This window comes from Streptomyces spiramyceticus (genome assembly GCF_028807635.1).
Taxonomy (GTDB): Bacteria; Actinomycetota; Actinomycetes; order Streptomycetales; family Streptomycetaceae; genus Streptomyces; species Streptomyces spiramyceticus.
In genome coordinates this window covers 726,272-742,127 of sequence record NZ_JARBAX010000001.1, presented here as the reverse complement: position 1 = coordinate 742,127, position 15,856 = coordinate 726,272, and the positions used below count along the sequence as shown (strand labels likewise).

General features: G+C 70.4%; 15 protein-coding genes and 1 tRNA gene. 11 read left to right on the top strand and 5 right to left on the bottom strand.

Annotated features, from left to right (window positions below; all coding sequences use genetic code 11):
- Positions 1-10: 10 nt before the first annotated feature.
- Complete coding sequence (locus PXH83_RS03290; RefSeq protein ID WP_274556416.1) at positions 11-523, bottom strand: gluconokinase; 513 nt, start codon at positions 521-523, stop codon at positions 11-13.
- 181 nt (positions 524-704) lie between these two features.
- Between PXH83_RS03290 and PXH83_RS03285 the strand changes: the two genes are divergently transcribed.
- From PXH83_RS03285 to PXH83_RS03260, 6 genes are all read left to right on the top strand, one after another.
- Positions 705-1,406 carry a FadR/GntR family transcriptional regulator gene (locus tag PXH83_RS03285; RefSeq protein WP_274556414.1) on the top strand — a complete coding sequence of 234 codons (702 nt, stop codon included), beginning with the start codon at positions 705-707 and terminating at the stop codon, positions 1,404-1,406.
- Between the two features lie 88 nt (positions 1,407-1,494).
- Positions 1,495-2,232 carry a FadR/GntR family transcriptional regulator gene (locus tag PXH83_RS03280; protein ID WP_274556412.1) on the top strand — a complete coding sequence of 246 codons (738 nt, stop codon included), beginning with the start codon at positions 1,495-1,497 and terminating at the stop codon, positions 2,230-2,232.
- Entirely contained in the window at positions 2,229-3,692 is a 1,464-nt protein-coding gene (locus PXH83_RS03275) for an amino acid permease (RefSeq protein ID WP_274556410.1), read from the top strand. The genes PXH83_RS03280 and PXH83_RS03275 overlap by 4 nt, the downstream gene beginning before the upstream one ends.
- 233 nt (positions 3,693-3,925) lie before the next feature.
- Positions 3,926-5,569: an amidohydrolase gene (locus PXH83_RS03270; protein ID WP_274556408.1), complete on the top strand. Its 1,644-nt coding sequence runs from the start codon at positions 3,926-3,928 to the stop codon at positions 5,567-5,569.
- 56 nt (positions 5,570-5,625) lie between these two features.
- Entirely contained in the window at positions 5,626-6,711 is a 1,086-nt protein-coding gene (locus PXH83_RS03265; RefSeq protein WP_274556406.1) for an S-(hydroxymethyl)mycothiol dehydrogenase, read from the top strand.
- The gene (locus tag PXH83_RS03260; RefSeq protein WP_274556404.1) at positions 6,711-7,340 is read left to right on the top strand and encodes an MBL fold metallo-hydrolase; all 630 of its coding nucleotides are present in this window, start codon (positions 6,711-6,713) and stop codon (positions 7,338-7,340) included. The genes PXH83_RS03265 and PXH83_RS03260 overlap by 1 nt, the downstream gene beginning before the upstream one ends.
- A gap of 86 nt (positions 7,341-7,426) precedes the next feature.
- Here the strand turns inward: PXH83_RS03260 and PXH83_RS03255 are convergent.
- A tRNA-Leu gene (locus tag PXH83_RS03255) sits at positions 7,427-7,514 on the bottom strand.
- Positions 7,515-7,651: 137 nt separating this feature from the next.
- On the opposite strand from PXH83_RS03255, the gene PXH83_RS03250 reads away from it, so the two are divergent.
- From PXH83_RS03250 to PXH83_RS03240, 3 genes are all read left to right on the top strand, one after another.
- On the top strand, positions 7,652-9,004 hold the full coding sequence (locus PXH83_RS03250; RefSeq protein ID WP_420803109.1) for a M20/M25/M40 family metallo-hydrolase: 1,353 nt from the start codon (positions 7,652-7,654) through the stop codon (positions 9,002-9,004).
- 161 nt (positions 9,005-9,165) lie between these two features.
- Positions 9,166-9,399: a chaplin ChpH gene (gene chpH / locus PXH83_RS03245; protein WP_274556402.1), complete on the top strand. Its 234-nt coding sequence runs from the start codon at positions 9,166-9,168 to the stop codon at positions 9,397-9,399.
- 143 nt (positions 9,400-9,542) lie between these two features.
- A complete protein-coding gene (locus PXH83_RS03240; protein WP_274556401.1) occupies positions 9,543-10,334 on the top strand; it encodes a chaplin in 792 nt (263 codons plus the stop codon).
- Positions 10,335-10,404: 70 nt separating this feature from the next.
- On the opposite strand, the gene PXH83_RS03235 is transcribed toward PXH83_RS03240, so the two are convergent.
- The gene (locus PXH83_RS03235; protein ID WP_030907692.1) at positions 10,405-10,593 is read right to left on the bottom strand and encodes a DUF5703 family protein; all 189 of its coding nucleotides are present in this window, start codon (positions 10,591-10,593) and stop codon (positions 10,405-10,407) included.
- 47 nt (positions 10,594-10,640) lie between these two features.
- Between PXH83_RS03235 and PXH83_RS03230 the strand changes: the two genes are divergently transcribed.
- Positions 10,641-11,324 carry a hypothetical protein gene (locus PXH83_RS03230; protein ID WP_274556393.1) on the top strand — a complete coding sequence of 228 codons (684 nt, stop codon included), beginning with the start codon at positions 10,641-10,643 and terminating at the stop codon, positions 11,322-11,324.
- Between the two features lie 4 nt (positions 11,325-11,328).
- Here PXH83_RS03230 and PXH83_RS03225 read toward each other — a convergent pair whose 3' ends face one another.
- The gene (locus PXH83_RS03225) at positions 11,329-13,629 is read right to left on the bottom strand and encodes a helix-hairpin-helix domain-containing protein (protein WP_274556391.1); all 2,301 of its coding nucleotides are present in this window, start codon (positions 13,627-13,629) and stop codon (positions 11,329-11,331) included.
- Positions 13,626-14,609 (bottom strand): aldo/keto reductase, encoded by a 984-nt coding sequence (locus tag PXH83_RS03220; protein ID WP_274556389.1) that lies wholly within the window; start codon positions 14,607-14,609, stop codon positions 13,626-13,628. The genes PXH83_RS03225 and PXH83_RS03220 overlap by 4 nt, the downstream gene beginning before the upstream one ends.
- Positions 14,610-14,749: 140 nt before the next feature.
- Between PXH83_RS03220 and PXH83_RS03215 the strand changes: the two genes are divergently transcribed.
- Positions 14,750-15,808: an LLM class F420-dependent oxidoreductase gene (locus PXH83_RS03215; RefSeq protein ID WP_274556387.1), complete on the top strand. Its 1,059-nt coding sequence runs from the start codon at positions 14,750-14,752 to the stop codon at positions 15,806-15,808.
- The last annotated feature ends 48 nt before the right edge of the window (positions 15,809-15,856 follow it).

Genomic DNA, 15,856 nt, shown 5'->3' with positions numbered 1-15,856 from the left:
TTGCTGCCGACTACTTGCTGCCGAGCCGGCGCAGGGCCGCGACGGCTCGCTCGGTGATTTCTTCCGGTGTGCCGGTGACATCGACGGACACGCCCGCCTCGTCCTCCTGCAGCGGCTGGAGGGCGGCGTACTGCGAATCGAGCAGCGCGGCGGGCATGAAGTGACCCTTGCGCTCCCGCATCCGTGACTCGATCAGCTCGCGGTCGCCGGTGAGATGGAGAAACACGGCGTCGGGAGCGGCCGCGCGCAGCCGGTCGCGGTAGGACCGCTTGAGCGCGGAGCTGCTCACCACCCCGCCGAGCCCCGCCCGGCTGTGCGCCCACTGCCCGATCGCATCGAGCCAGGGCCACCGGTCCGTGTCGTCCAGCGGGGTTCCGGCCGACATCTTGGCGATGTTGGCCGGGGGGTGGAAGTCGTCGCCTTCGGCGTACGGAACGCCGAGCCGGTCGGCGAGCAGGGGGCCGATGGTGGTCTTGCCGGTCCCTGCCACGCCCATCACCACGACGACGTGGGGGCTGTTCATGTGTGGATGCCTCGCTGTCTTCATCGACATCGGTCCGTAACGACATCGGTCCATCGGCTGTCGCGACGCTGTCGGGGGCGGTCGCCGCGCTAAGGAAACCCTTTAGATACGACGTATTCAAGAGCCTGTGACATAAACGTCGTACTTTTGAGTGCCGAAGGGTGCCCCGTACGCTGAGCCCATGGAGAATCAGGCCCGGGGACTGCACGCGCAGCTGCTGGAGAGCCTCGGCCCTGCGATCACAGCCGGTGAGTACCCTCCCGGCAGCGTGTTGCGCACGGACGAGCTGGCTCAGCGCTTCGACGTCTCGCGCACCGTCGTCCGCGAGGCCGTCCGGGTCCTGGAGTCGATGCACCTCGTGGAGTCCCGGCGCCGCGTGGGCGTGACCGTGCGCCCCACCGAGGAGTGGAATGTCTACGATCCGCAGGTCATCCGGTGGCGGCTGGCCGGCGCCGACCGGCCGCGCCAGCTGCGCTCACTGACCGTGCTGCGCTCCGCCGTGGAGCCGGTCGCCGCCGGACTCGCCGCCCGGTTCGCGACCCCGGAGCAGTGCGCGGATCTCACGGAACACGCGCTGGGCATGGTGGCGACCTCGCGCGGCCGGCAGCTCGACGCGTACCTCGTGCACGACATCGCCTTCCACCGGGTCGTGCTGCGCGCCTCGGGCAATGAGATGTTCGCCCGGCTCGGCGACGTGGTCGCCGAGGTGCTGAGCGGACGTACCCGGCACCAGGTGATGTTCGAGGATCCGGACCCGGCGGCCGTCACCCTGCACGTCCAAGTCGCCGAAGCCGTAAGGGAAGGCGATGCCGCGCGCGCGGAGGAGCTGACGCGCCAGATCGCCGTCGGGGCCCTTCAGGAGCTCGATGTCCTCGCCCCATAATGTCCACCCCTTTATCCTTTTTGACGTTTTAAATCAACTCGCTGTTCACTCTTGACGCTTGCATGCCTCACCTCCGAGCATTCAGCGCATGGTCTTGTCAGACAGCCGGACAGGTGGCGGCGCACCCCGGCGCATCAGTGCGATGGAAGCCGTCCTCACCCACCTCCGGGACGCCATAGAGCAGGGTGAACTCGCCGTCGGCGAGAAGCTCCCCACGGAGGCCGAGCTCGGAAAGCGCTTCGAGGTCAGCCGTTCCGTCGTACGGGAGGCCCTGCGCGCACTCCAGGCGCTCGGCCTCACGGTGTCCAGGGCCGGCAAGGGGACGTACGTCGCGGCGAGCGGACCCGACCAGAACCCGATCTTCGGCGCGTACTCCGCCCGGGACCTGCTCGAAGTGCGACGGCACGTCGAGATCCCCGTCGCGGGTTACGCTGCTACCCGGCGCACGCAGGACGATGTGGACCTGCTGACGCACCTGATCGGGAAGATGGAGCAGGAGCCCGACCCCACCGCATGGGTGGCGCTCGACACGCTCTTCCACATCTCCATCGCCCAGGCGTCGGGCAACCCTGTCTTCCACAAGATCATCAAGGAGATCAGGGACGCCCTCGCCCGGCAGTCAACCTTCCTGAACCAACTCGGGGACCGACGACGCCAGTCGGACCTTGAGCACCGGGCCCTCGTAGAGGCGATTGTCGGCGGCTCCGAGGGAGCGGCGGTGCAGGCCATGGCCGCTCACCTCGAACACGTCGAGATCACTCTCAACACCATCGTGCGGCCCGGTACCGCACAGCACCCCCCAAATGAAGGCGAAGAAAAAGCATGAGCGACCGCATCCTCCCTGCGGCCCCCGCCCGTCCCGCCGATCCCGTATCGACATCCCCACATGTCGACGCGGGTGACGAGGGTTACAGCAAAGACCTGAAGTCCCGCCACATCAACATGATCGCCATCGGCGGAGCGATAGGCACCGGCCTCTTCCTCGGCGCCGGCGGCCGCATGGCCGGAGCCGGCCCCTCGCTGGCCATCGCGTACGCGGTCTGCGGCGTCTTCGCCTTCTTCGTCGTCCGCGCACTCGGCGAGCTGGTTCTCTACCGCCCGTCGTCGGGCGCTTTCGTGTCGTACGCCCGTGAGTTCATGGGCGAGAAGGGCGCGTTCGCCGCGGGCTGGCTGTACTTCCTCAACTGGTCGACCACCGCAGTGGCGGACATCACAGCGGCCGCGACGTACGCCCACTTCTGGGCCATGTTCAGCGACGTACCCCAGTGGCTGCTCGCACTGATCGCCCTCGCCGTCGTCCTCGCCGCGAACCTGATCTCGGTGAAGTACTTCGGCGAGATGGAGTTCTGGTTCGCGATCATCAAGGTCGGCGCGCTCGTCGCCTTCATGTGCGTCGGCATCTACCTCGTCGTCACCCAGCACGAGCTCGGCGGCCACACCCCCGGCCTCTCCACCGTCACCGACGGCGGCGGCCTGTTCCCGGTCGGCATGCTGCCGATGCTCCTCGTGATCCAGGGCGTCGTCTTCGCGTACGCCTCGGTCGAGCTGTGCGGCGTCGCCGCCGGTGAGACCAAGAACCCCGAGAAGATCATGCCGAAGGCGATCAACTCGATCATGTGGCGCGTCGGTCTCTTCTACGTCGGCTCGGTCGTGCTGCTCGCGCTGCTGCTCCCGTACACGGCGTACTCCGGCAACGAGAGCCCCTTCGTCACCGTCATGAACAAGCTCGGCGTCGCCGGCGCCGCCGACGTGATGAACCTCGTCGTGCTGACCGCTGCCCTCTCCAGCCTCAACTCGGGCCTGTACTCGACCGGCCGCATCCTGCGCTCGATGGCCCTCTCGGGCTCCGCGCCCAAGTTCACCGGCCGGATGAACAAGGGCCAGGTGCCCTACGGCGGCATCCTGCTGACCGCGAGCTTCGGCGTCCTCGGTGTCGGCCTCAACTACGTCATGCCCGGCGAGGCCTTCGAGATCGTCCTGAACTTCGCGTCGATCGGCATCCTCGGCACCTGGGGCATGATCATGCTCTGCTCCCTGCTCTTCTGGCACCGCTCGAAGGACGGCCGGGTCACCCGCCCCGCCTACCGGCTGCCGTGGGCCCCGTACACGCAGATCGTCACGCTGTTCTTCCTCGCCAGCGTTGTCTTCCTGATGTGGTGGGGCGGCGGCGTGGGCCGTACGACCGTGATGTGCCTGCCGCTGATCGCGGCGGCGCTGGTCGGCGGCTGGTACCTGGTCCGCAACCGGGTCGCCACGATGGCCGCAGACCGCCACGAGCGCGTCTAGCAGCACCTGCACCTTTCGGTACGACGAGGAGGGCGGCACCCCACGCGGGGTGCCGCCCTCCTCGTATTGCGAGCGAGCACTGTTACCGGCGCTTCTCCGGGCGGTGCTGGGAACGCACCTGCTGGGGAAGGTCTGCAAGTCCCCGTACTTCGTCACCGGACGCGGCACGCCGGAGACAGTCCCCATGACCGCCTGTCCCCTCACACCAAACTCCTACCGAAGGAACACGCACCATGCGCCACACCACCGCCGACCTGGTCTTCACGGGCGGCCCCGTCCTCACCCTCGACGCGGCCCGCAGCCGGGCCACCACCGTCGCAGTCACCGGCGAGCGCATCACCGCCGTGGGCCACGACGAGGTGCGCGACCTCATAGGCCCGAAGACCGAGGTCGTCGACCTCGCCGGGCGGCTGCTGATCCCCGGCTTCCAGGACGCCCACGTCCACCCCGTAGCGGCAGGCCTGGAACTGGCGCAGTGCGACCTGACGGCCGTCCGTACGGCAGCGGATACCGTCGCCGCCGTACGGGCGTACGCCGAAACCCACCCCGAACAGGAGTGGATCACCGGCGGTGGCTGGTCCATGGAGGCGTTCGACGGCGGCAGCCCCACCAAGGACCTGCTCGACGCCGTCGTCCCCGACCGCCCCGTCTACCTGCCCAACCGCGACCACCACGGAGCCTGGGCCAACAGCCGCGCCCTGCACCTCGCGGGCGTCGACCGCACCACCCCGGACCCTGCCGACGGCCGCATCGAGCGGGACGCTTCCGGCGAGCCCACCGGGCTCCTCCAGGAGGGCGCCATGGACCTGGTCGCCCGCCTCACCCCGCCGTCCACGCCCGCCGACCGACTCGCCGCCCTGCTGCGCGCCCAGCGCCTGCTCCACTCGTACGGCATCACCGCCTGGCAGGACGCCATCGTCGGCACCTTCGGCTCGATGGCCGACCCGGCCGACGCCTACCTCGCCGCGGCCCGCGACGGCTCACTCACCGCCCGCGTCGCGGGCGCCCTGTGGTGGGACCGCGAACGCGGCGCCGAGCAGATCCCCGAACTGGCCGCGCGCCGCGCCGAACTGAGCCACGGCCGGTTCCGCGCCGGATCGGTCAAGCTCATGGTCGACGGGGTCGCCGAGACAGGCACCGCCGCCCTCATCGACCCCTACCTGGACAGCTGCGGCTGCGCCACCGCCAACCGCGGCACCAGCTTCATCGACCCCGCCGCCCTGTGCGCGTACGTCACCGAACTGGACGCCCTCGGCTTCCAGGCCCACTTCCACGCCCTCGGCGACCGCGCCGTACGCGACGCCCTGGACGCGGTCGAAGCGGCCCGTACCGCCAACGGCACGCGCGACACGCGCCCGCACCTCGCCCACCTCCAGATCGTCCACCCCGACGACATCGGCCGCTTCCGGCAACTCGGCGCCACCGCCAACATCCAGCCACTGTGGGCCTCGCACGAGCCGCAGATGGACGAGTTGACCATCCCCTTCCTGGGGGAGGAACGAGCCGGCCGGCAATACCCGTTCGGAGCGCTGCTGCGCGCCGGTGCCACCCTCGCCGCGGGCAGCGACTGGCCGGTCAGCAGCCCCGACCCGCTGCACGGCATCCACACCGCCGTGAACCGGATCGAGCCGGACGGCAAGGGCCCCGTCTTCCTCCCGGAGGAGTGCATCGGCCTGACGGACGCCATCGCCGCGTACACGGCGGGCTCCGCATATGTGAACCACCTCGACGACACCGGGAGCGTACGCGCCGGAGCCCTCGCGGACCTGGTGGTGCTCGACCGCGACCTGTACGCGACCCCGCCCGAGGAGATCGCCGCGACCCGCGTCGCCCGCACGTACGTGGGCGGCCAGAAGGTCTACGACGCAGGTCTGTAGACGGGTACGGTGCGCAGGCGGGGCTCGTATCGGCGCGTACGGAAGGAAGTTCGCATATGTCGCAGCAGGTCCAAGGGGTTGTCGCCCCGGGCAAGAACTCGCCCGTGCGGGTCGAGACAATCGTCGTCCCCGACCCCGGCCCGGGCGAGGCCGTTGTAAAGATCCAGGCCTGCGGGGTGTGCCACACCGACCTGCACTACAAACAGGGCGGCATCAACGACGACTTCCCCTTCCTCCTCGGCCACGAGGCGGCAGGCATCGTCGAGTCGACCGGCGAGGGCGTCACAGATGTCGCCCCGGGCGACTTCGTCATCCTCAACTGGCGTGCCGTGTGCGGCCAGTGCCGGGCCTGCCTGCGCGGCCGCCCCCAGTACTGCTTCGACACGCACAACGCCGAACAGAAGATGACCCTGCTCGACGGCACCGAGCTGTCCCCGGCGCTCGGCATCGGAGCGTTCGCCGAGAAGACCCTGGTCGCGGCCGGCCAGTGCACCAAGGTCGACCCGGCCGTGTCGCCCGCCGTCGCGGGTCTCCTCGGCTGCGGCGTCATGGCGGGCATCGGAGCCGCCATCAACACCGGCCAGGTCGGCCGCGGAGACTCGGTCGCCGTCATCGGCTGCGGCGGCGTGGGCGACGCGGCGATCGTCGGCTCCCGGCTCGCCGGGGCGGGCAGGATCATCGCCGTCGACATCGACGACCGCAAGCTGGAGACCGCCCGCGCCATGGGCGCCACCCACACCGTCAACTCCCGCTCCACGGACCCTGTCGAAGCCATCCGCGAACTGACCGGCGGATTCGGCGCGGACGTCGTCATCGAAGCGGTGGGCCACCCCGAGACGTACAAGCAGGCCTTCTACGCCCGCGATCTCGCCGGCACCGTCGTCCTGGTCGGCGTACCCACCCCCGACATGCGGATCGATCTCCCGCTCATCGACGTCTTCGGTCGCGGCGGCTCGCTCAAGTCCTCCTGGTACGGCGACTGTCTGCCGTCCCGCGACTTCCCGATGCTCATCGACCTGCACCAGCAGGGCCGAATCGACCTCGGCGCCTTCGTCACCGAGACCATCGCGCTCGGCGACGTGGAGAAGGCCTTCGAGCGAATGCACGAGGGCGACGTCCTGCGTTCCGTGGTGGTCTTCTGATGGCCGCCCGCATCGACCACCTCGTCACCTCCGGCACCTTCTCGCTCGACGGCGGCACCTGGGACGTCGACAACAACGTCTGGATCGTCGGAGACGACACCGAGGCGATCGTCATCGACGCCGCCCACGACGCACAGGCCATCGCGGCCGCACTCGGCGCCCGTACGCTTCGCGCCATCGTCTGCACACACGCCCACAACGACCATATCGACGCGGCCCCGGCCCTCGCCGCCGCCACCGGCGCCCCGGTCCTGCTCCACCAGGACGACCTCCCGCTCTGGAAGCAGACCCACCCGGACCGCGCCCCCGACGGCGAGCTCACGGACGGCCAGACCCTCACGATCGCCGGCGCCACGCTCACGGTCCTGCACACACCGGGCCACGCACCGGGCGCCGTCTGCCTCTACGTTCCCGAGCTGTCCACTGTCTTCACCGGCGACACGCTCTTCCGGGGCGGCCCGGGCGCCACCGGGCGTTCCTTCTCGGACTTCCCGACGATCGTCGACTCGATCCGCGACCGGCTGCTGACCCTGCCGCCGGACACGGAGGTCCGTACGGGCCACGGGGACGACACCACCATCGGCGCGGAGGCCCCGCACGTACAGGAATGGATCGCCAGGGGGCACTGACCAGGGGCATCGGCGAGGGCGCGGACGAGGGGCGACGAGGGGCGCTGAAAACAGAAAACCTCCCAGTTCAACTGGGAGGTTTTCGCTGGTGTCCGAGGGGGGACTTGAACCCCCACGCCCGATAAAGGGCACTAGCACCTCAAGCTAGCGCGTCTGCCATTCCGCCACCCGGACAAGGTGTCTGTCTCGCGGCCCTGGGCCGTTCCGACGTGGAAAACCATAGCAAACATTCAGACCCCCTGATCACACCACCTGACCGGGTAGCGGGAGGATGAGGGGGACCACCAGCACCGCCAGTGGGAGGAAGCAGCGTGAGCGAGTCGAAGAGGGCTGACAGGCCTGACAGGGCCGACGGGGCCGAGCCGGTCTCGGGCCAGGACGAGGTCGTCGACCTGTGCCGTGACCTGATCCGGATCGACACCAGTAACTACGGGGACCACTCGGGGCCGGGGGAGCGGGCCGCCGCCGAGTACGTCGCGGAGAAGCTCGCCGAGGTGGGGCTGGAGCCGCAGATCTTCGAATCCCACCCGGGACGGGCGTCGACCGTGGCCAGGATCGAGGGCGAGGACCCGTCCAAGCCCGCGCTGCTCATCCACGGTCACACCGACGTCGTACCGGCCAACGCCGACGACTGGACGCACCACCCCTTCGCGGGAGAGATTGCCGACGGCTGTGTGTGGGGCCGGGGCGCGGTCGACATGAAGGACATGGACGCGATGACCCTCGCGGTCGTACGCGACCGGATGCGCAGCGGCCGCAAGCCGCCGCGCGACATCGTGCTGGCGTTCCTCGCCGACGAGGAGGCGGGCGGTACGTACGGGGCGCGGCATCTCGTCGACAAGCACCCGGATCTCTTCGACGGCGTCACGGAGGCGATCGGCGAGGTCGGCGGCTTCTCCTTCACTGTCAACGAGAACCTGCGGCTGTATCTCGTCGAGACGGCGCAGAAGGGCATGCACTGGATGCGCCTCACCGTGGACGGCACGGCCGGCCACGGCTCGATGACCAACAACGACAACGCGATCACCGAGCTGTGCGAGGCCGTCGGGCGGCTCGGCCGGCACAAGTGGCCGGTCAGGGTCACCAAGACCGTGCGGTCGTTCCTGGACGAGCTCTCGGACGCGCTGGGCACCCCGCTCGACCCCGAGGACATGGACGCGACGCTCGCCAAGCTCGGCGGCATCGCGAAGATGGTCGGCGCCACGCTCCGCAACTCCGCCGCCCCCACCATGCTCGGCGCCGGATACAAGGTGAACGTGATCCCGGGCCAGGCGACCGCGCATGTCGACGGACGCTTCCTGCCGGGTTACGAGGACGAGTTCCTCGCGGATCTCGACCGCATCCTCGGCCCGCGCGTGCGGCGCGAGGACGTGCACGGCGACAAGGCGCTGGAGACCAGCTTCGACGGGGATCTCGTCGATGCGATGCAGGTGGCGCTCAAGGCCGAGGACCCCATCGCGCGCGCGGTCCCGTACATGCTCTCCGGCGGCACGGACGCGAAGTCCTTCGACGATCTGGGGATCCGCTGCTTCGGCTTCGCACCGCTGAAGCTGCCGCCCGAACTGGACTTCGCGGGCATGTTCCACGGCGTCGACGAGCGCGTGCCGGTCGACGGGCTGAAATTCGGCGTGCGCGTGCTGGACCGCTTTCTGGACAACTGCTGACGGGGCAACTGCCGAGCCGATACTCCAACTATTCGGCTGCGCGTGCTACTTGACTGAAAAGAGTGAATGCGACCATAGGGTCGTAGCTTCATTACTTTCCCTTCGTTACAGGGTGTGCGGTCCGCGGCTGGGATCGCATTTGCCAACAAGGAGGAAAAGTAATGATCAAGAAGGTCGTCGCTGCTGCGGCTGCCACTGGTGGTCTGGTTCTCGCCGGCGCGGGAATGGCCGTCGCCGACTCGGGTGCCCAGGGTGCTGCTGTCAAGTCCCCCGGCGTGCTTTCGGGCAACGTCGTTCAGGCCCCGATCCACGTGCCGGTGAACGCGTGCGGAAACACGATCTCCGTGGTCGGTCTCCTGAACCCCGCCTCCGGCAACACCTGTGTCAACGCGTGACGTTGCGCTTCAACCCGTGAGGGGCTGAAGCCCCGGGCGGCCCCGGAGTGCGCGCCATGCACTCCGGGGCCGCTGGGCATTCCACCCGCGGACAGGGACGTCCGCGGGCCTCGTTCGAAGGCAGAAGTCAGGGGTACGAAGCTATGCGACAGGTCACCAGAAAAGGCCTGATCACCGTGGCGGCCGCCAGTGGCGTGCTGGCCATGAGCGGCGGCTACGCGCACGCCGGCTCGGGAGCCGACGGATCCACGTCGGACTCGCCGGGCGTGCTGTCGGGAAACACCGTGCAGGCGCCGGTGAATGTCCCGATCAACGCGTGCGGGAACACCGTGAACGTCATCGGCGTACTGAATCCCGCAATGGGAAACAACTGCGTCAATGAATCCGGCCACCCGAGCGGTTCCAAGCCCGGCAGTGGCAAGAACAACGGTGGTGGAGCGTCCGCCGACGGCCGCGCGAGCGATTCGCCCGGCGTCGGCTCGGGCAACACCGTCCAGGCGCCGGTCGACGTACCCGTGAACGCCTGCGGGAACACCGTCACCGTCGGCGGCCTCGGCAACGGCGCCGAAGGCAACACATGCGCCAACGGCTCCGGCCACGAGACGCCGCCGGGATCCGGCAACGAGAAGCCGCCGACCGGGCCGGACAACCCGGGCAAGCCCGGAGAGCCCGCCGAGCCGGGGAAGCCCGGGGAGCCGGGCAAGCCGGGCTCGCCGGTCGAGCCGGAGGACCGCGGGGGGATCATCGGGCCGGACGACCCGTCGAAGCCGGGTGCGCCGAACAACCCGGACACCCAGACGGTCACCCAGCCCAAGGGCACCGAGCTGCTCGCAGAGACCGGCGCGGGCCCGCTCGACCTGCTGATTCCGGCAGGCGCGGGGCTGCTGCTCGGCGGAGCGGTGCTCTACCACCGGGCCCGTCGCTCGGCGGCGTAGCGGAAAAAGCACGCCGGTACAGCCCGGCATGAGACGGAGCGGGCCCCGCACTGCGGGGCCCGCTCCGTCTTCACCATGTGGCCCGCACCTGGCGGATGATCCGCCTGCGCAGCCGCACGCGGCGGCTGCCGTCGCGGTGCAGACTCAGTCGGTCCAACTCCCAGTGTCCGTACTCGGCATGGTCGGTCAGCAGACGGGTGGCGTCCTTGCGGGAGACCCCGCGCGGTACGTACACGTCGACAAATTCGTATTCCGGCATCGCATCTATTGTGCGTGCAGAGCCCGAGTACGGATAGCGTCTGCACTATGTCTGATGCTGCGCAGCCCACCGCTGCCGAGGTACGCGCCGCCGCCGAGGCGGTCAAAGTCGCGCTCGACCGTCACCTCGACGCGGTCGAACGTCGCACCGGGGACGACGATCCGGCCGTCTATGACGCGTTCAACGAGCTCGCCGCGGCCGCCGAGGCGTACGACGAGCGGCTCTACGACCGGTACGACGAGGTCACACCCTTCGAGATCCCCGGATCCGAGGAGTCCCTGCCGCCGTACACAGGTCCCGAGCAGCCCAACGCGGTGAGTGTCCTGATCCGTCGCGATTACGCGGTGGTGGAGACGAAGCGCCTGCTCGCGCAGGCGCAGCGGATCGCCGACGCAGACCCGGACGTCGATCTGGATGCCGCTCAGCGGGCCGGAACGGCGGCGATCGTGGGCGGCAGCGTCCATGCCGCCCTGGGCGTACTCTTCGGCGAGTACGAACCGGATGAAATCGCATCCCGCCACAAGGAGTTCGGCCTTGCGGAGGGCGACTCCACCTTGTGGGTCGCCGCCGCGGAGGACCTGCCCGAGCCGGGGGAGTGGCTGAACGCCCCGTTCGAGCAGGCCGACCCGCAGCAGGTGGTGTGCCGCTTCGACGTCAGCTCGGTCTTCGACGACGAGCTCGACGAACCACTTGACGCACTCGACGAGATCGAAGGTCCCGGGCAGGACTGACCTCCTACGAGGCGGGCTGATCCGGCTCCGAGGGGTCGGGCCGCTCGGCAGGGGGCTGGAGCAGCGTGCGCAGGCGCGTCGTGCGTGGCCGGTCCGGAATCTGGGCCACCGCGTGCGGCAGCGCCTGATCCACGCCGTGGACCACGGACAGGTGCCTCTCGGCCCGGCTGAACGCGGTGCAGACCCAGGGGCGGCTCAGCGCCGGTGCGGCGTCGCCGGGCAGGACGACCACCACGGCGGGCCACCGCATCCCGGCCGCCTGGTGCGCGGTGAGCGCCCAGGCGTGCCGGACCGCGGTCTCCACCCGGTCCTTGGGCACGACCACGGGTGTGCCCTCGCAGTCCAGGTGCAGGCCATCCGCGTCCGCCGACACCACCGCACCCGGCAGTGTCCGGCCGGGCGCCGGTACGTACGCGATCCGGTCTCCCGGGTCGAAGCCGCCGAACCGGCCGGGGCCGGGGTTCAGCCGCTGCTTGAGCGCGGTGTTCAGCGCGCGGGTGCCTGCCGAGCCGCCGTGCCCGGGGGTGATCACCTGGGTCTGTCCGGCGGACAGCCCGAAGGCGCGCGGCACCGATTCGGCGACCAGCTGCACGGTGCGGTGCACCGCCTCTCCGGCGTCACGGACCGGGACGATCACCACCTCCTTGCCGGGTGCTTCGACCTGGTTCAGCTCGCCGATGCCGATACCGGAGACCAGCTCGCCGATGGGCCCGGGGTCGGGCGTACGCGAGACGATCTGCGGGCACGCGCGGGCGGCCAGCAGATCCCCGAACACCCGGCCCGCGCCTGCGGACGGAAGCACGCCGGGGTCGCCGCTGAGGACGAGCCTGGTGCCGTCGGGGAGCGACTCCACCAGGATTGCCGCAGTCTCGACGTCCAGCTGCGGAGCGTCCAGTACGACCAGGATGTCGAGGGCGAGCGTGCCCTCCTCGTCCCGGCCGGGGCCTTCCGTTCCGGCGAGGAGGCCGACGACGGTGACCGAGGCGGAGGCGTTGTCGACCGCCGCCGCGAGGCGCCTGCGGCCGTCCGTACTGTGCGACGCGGCGTACGCCCGCAGGCCGAGCCCGCGCGCCACGTCGACCAGCGCGGCCGGTTCGGCGCGGGCCGCCTCGCCGCCACTGTGTGCGACCAGACCGTTCACGGCGACGGCGCGGATCAGCTCGGCGGCCGAGGGCGATGGGGCGGTGCTCGTGTCCCAGTCAGCAGCGTCGTCGAAAGTGCTGGCCAGCCGGGCGAGTCCGTCGGCGAGGCTCTCCTCGGCAAGGGCGTACCGTTCGAGCCCGAGCAGCGCCTCGGCTTCCGCCTTGCTGCCCGCTTCCTCACCCTCCTCTTGGGATTCCTGGGATTCCTGGCTACCGGGCCCGTCCGCGACGCCGTCCTGGAAGACCAGCACCACGCCGTCGGCGATCGCGCTCCGAACGGCCTCGTCCGGATCGGGCACCTTGTACTCGGCCAGTGCCTTGCGTACCGCGGCCGCCTCCAGCGCGGTGTGGCCCTGGAGCGCAGCCCGCTCCAGCAGCCGGCCGACGAGCGCCGCCGTCCGGCGCTCGTCGCCGGGCCCGCACTCCGCGCCGAGCAGCGCCCGCGCGAACGCGTCGGCCTGCTCGGGCCGCACACCCGGTACGGACAGCAGCTGCCAGGGGTCGTCGCGCAGCACCTGCCCGGCCTGCTCCCCGAGTACGCCGGCGACCGGACCGGCGAGTGCCTCCGGCGCCCCGCCCTCGGCCAGCACGGCCGCCACGGCTCGGGTCGCGTCCGCCGAGGTGGGCGCCGCGGCCGGGGTCTGTGGCGCCTGTACGGACGCCGCCGGAGCCGCCGCGACGCGGCGCGGGGTCGCGAAGACGGCTCCGGCGGGCTTCTGGCCGCTCTCCACGGCGCGTACGGCGGCGAGCAGATCGGCGGCCTGCCCGCTCAGCTTGGCCCCGGCCTCGACGGGAGCCGCCCGCTCGGCCTTGCGCTGCTCAATACGCTCACGGAGCGCCCGCTGCGCGGCCAGCTCCGCCTCGGCCTCCGACAACTGCGGCACGGCCGCCGCACCTTCGCCCTCATCGGCGCCCGTTACGGCGACGGATTCTGCGTCGGCCTCGCTGTCCGGAGCACCACTTCCGGGGGCAGGGACATCTCCTCCGGCGTCGCTGTGCTCGTCGGCCGTGGCGGCCGGTTCGTTCGCTGCGGCCGGCTCCGCGTTGGCCTCGGCCTCGGCCGTGGCCGGCTCCGGGGCCGTGTCGGGGGCCTCGGTTGCCGCGGTGGTGTCGCGGGCTTCGGCCGGGGATCCGGGGGTTTCCCCCCGGGGAAGCGCAGTCACAGCGTGCTCCAGTCCTGGTCGGGATAGCGGTGCACGGGCGCCGACACGTCGTCGAGCGCCTGGCAGATCTCGTCTGGAAGACTAAGCGCCTCCACTGACAATGCCGCCGTGAGCTGCTGAGCGTTGCGCGCGCCGACGATCGGGGCCACCACCCCCGGCCGGTCGCGGATCCATGCCAGCGCCACCTGGAGCGTGCTCGTCGCCAGCCCGTCCGCGGCCGTCGCGACCGCGTCCACGATGCGGCTCGCGGCGTCGTCGAGGTACGGGGCGACAAAGGCGGACAGGTCATCCGACGCGCCGCGCGAGTCGGCCGGGGTGGTGTTCCGGTACTTGCCCGTGAGTACGCCACGGCCCAGCGGCGACGACGGCAGCAACCCGACCCCCAGGTCGAGCGCGGCCGGCAGCACCTCCCGCTCCACGCCGCGCTGGAGCAGCGAGTACTCCATCTGCGTGCTGGCGAGCCGGGTCCGTACGCCGGGCGCCGCGAGCTGCCAGGTAGCGGCCTTGGCCAGCTGCCAGCCGCAGAAGTTGGACACCCCTGCGTACCGCGCCCGGCCGCTGCTGACCGCGATGTCGAGCGCCTGCAGCGTCTCGTCGAGCGGTGTCGCGGGGTCGAAGGCGTGGACCTGCCACAGGTCGACGTAATCCGTGCCGAGGCGTTCCAACGAGGCGTCGAGCGCGGCCAGAAGGTGGCCGCGGGAGGCGTCGAAACGCCGGTCGGGGTCGGGCACACTGCCCGCCTTGGTCGCGATGACCAGCTCACGCCGCGGTACGAGCCGTTCCACGAGCTGACCGAGGACGTACTCCGCGTCCCCGTCGCCGTACACATCCGCCGTGTCGACGAGCGTGCCGCCCGCTTCCCAGAACACCTTCATCAGATCGGCGGCGTCGTGCTCATCGGTGTCCCGGCCCCACGTGAGGGTGCCGAGCCCGATCCGGGATACGCGCAGCCCCGTGCGCCCGAGATGCCTCTGCTCCATGTGCGCTGAGATTACTGGCCAGGGGTCGGCGGGCAGGAGCCCCTGTGGACAACTGGCCCTGACTGGCCCTGACGGATCGCACTCCTGCGCGCTAGAGTCCTCCCGCACAGGGACGTTACTGATCAGTAAGGGGAGTGGCTATGCGGCTCGGCATCAACCTCGGTTACTGGGGCGCCGGGATGGACGGCGACAATCTCGCCGTCGCCCAGGAAGCCGACCGGCTCGGCTACGACGTCTGCTGGGCCGCCGAGGCGTACGGCTCGGACGCCGCCACCGTGCTCTCCTGGGTCGCCGCCCAGACAGAGCGCATCGACGTAGGCTCCGCGATCTTCCAGATCCCGGCCCGTGCGCCCGCGATGACCGCGATGACCGCCGCCACCCTCGACTCCCTCTCCGGCGGTCGCTTCCGCCTGGGCCTCGGCGTCTCCGGACCGCAGGTCTCCGAGGGCTGGTACGGCGTGAAGTTCGACAAGCCGCTGGCCCGCACCCGCGAGTACGTCGAGATCGTCCGCAAGGCCATGACCCGCGAGCGCCTGTCGTACGAGGGCCAGCACTGGACGCTGCCGCTGCCCGACGGCCCCGGCAAGCCGCTGAAGCTCACGGTCCACCCGCAGCGCGAGCACATTCCGCTCTACATCGCCGCGATCGGCCCCAAGAACCTGGAACAGACCGGCGAGATCGCCGACGGCGCGCTGCTGATCCTCCCGTCCGCCGAGCACATCGAAGACACGGCGATCCAGCACATCCGCGCGGGCCGCGAGAAGGCCGGCAAGCCCGGCAACAGCATGGACGGCTTCGACGTGTGTCCGACGCTGCCGCTCGCGGTGGGCGACGACGTGAACGCCCTGGCCGACATGTTCCGCCCGTACACCGCGCTGTACGTCGGCGGCATGGGCAGCCGTAAGCAGAACTTCTACAACCAACTTGCCCAGCGCATGGGTTACGAGAAGGAAGCCGCCGAGATCCAGGACAAGTACCTGTCCGGCGACAAGCAGGGCGCCGCCGCCGCGATCCCGCACCGGCTGATCGACCAGACCACCCTGCTGGGCTCCGTGGAGCGGATCGCCGAGCGGATGCAGGCGTACGCCGCTGCCGGGGTGACGACGCTGACGCTGGCCCCCGCGGGCTTCGCGCTCGAAGAGCGGATCACGGCCCTGCGCGCCGGCACCGAGGCTCTGGAGCGCGCGGGTCTCGCGTAACCCTGCGGGGGAGACCACCGATGTGAATTCCTGCGGCCGTGGTGGGGG

Excerpts from the sequence above, each read along its gene's own strand:
- PXH83_RS03290 (WP_274556416.1), bottom strand. The coding sequence starts at position 523 with ATGAACAGCCCCCACGTCGTCGTGGTGATGGGCGTGGCAGGGACCGGC.
- PXH83_RS03285 (WP_274556414.1), top strand. The coding sequence starts at position 705 with ATGGAGAATCAGGCCCGGGGACTGCACGCGCAGCTGCTGGAGAGCCTC.
- PXH83_RS03280 (WP_274556412.1), top strand. The coding sequence starts at position 1,495 with ATGGTCTTGTCAGACAGCCGGACAGGTGGCGGCGCACCCCGGCGCATC.
- PXH83_RS03275 (WP_274556410.1), top strand. The coding sequence starts at position 2,229 with ATGAGCGACCGCATCCTCCCTGCGGCCCCCGCCCGTCCCGCCGATCCC.
- PXH83_RS03270 (WP_274556408.1), top strand. The coding sequence starts at position 3,926 with ATGCGCCACACCACCGCCGACCTGGTCTTCACGGGCGGCCCCGTCCTC.
- PXH83_RS03265 (WP_274556406.1), top strand. The coding sequence starts at position 5,626 with ATGTCGCAGCAGGTCCAAGGGGTTGTCGCCCCGGGCAAGAACTCGCCC.
- PXH83_RS03260 (WP_274556404.1), top strand. The coding sequence starts at position 6,711 with ATGGCCGCCCGCATCGACCACCTCGTCACCTCCGGCACCTTCTCGCTC.
- chpH (WP_274556402.1), top strand. The coding sequence starts at position 9,166 with ATGATCAAGAAGGTCGTCGCTGCTGCGGCTGCCACTGGTGGTCTGGTT.
- PXH83_RS03240 (WP_274556401.1), top strand. The coding sequence starts at position 9,543 with ATGCGACAGGTCACCAGAAAAGGCCTGATCACCGTGGCGGCCGCCAGT.
- PXH83_RS03235 (WP_030907692.1), bottom strand. The coding sequence starts at position 10,593 with ATGCCGGAATACGAATTTGTCGACGTGTACGTACCGCGCGGGGTCTCC.
- PXH83_RS03230 (WP_274556393.1), top strand. The coding sequence starts at position 10,641 with ATGTCTGATGCTGCGCAGCCCACCGCTGCCGAGGTACGCGCCGCCGCC.
- PXH83_RS03220 (WP_274556389.1), bottom strand. The coding sequence starts at position 14,609 with ATGGAGCAGAGGCATCTCGGGCGCACGGGGCTGCGCGTATCCCGGATC.
- PXH83_RS03215 (WP_274556387.1), top strand. The coding sequence starts at position 14,750 with ATGCGGCTCGGCATCAACCTCGGTTACTGGGGCGCCGGGATGGACGGC.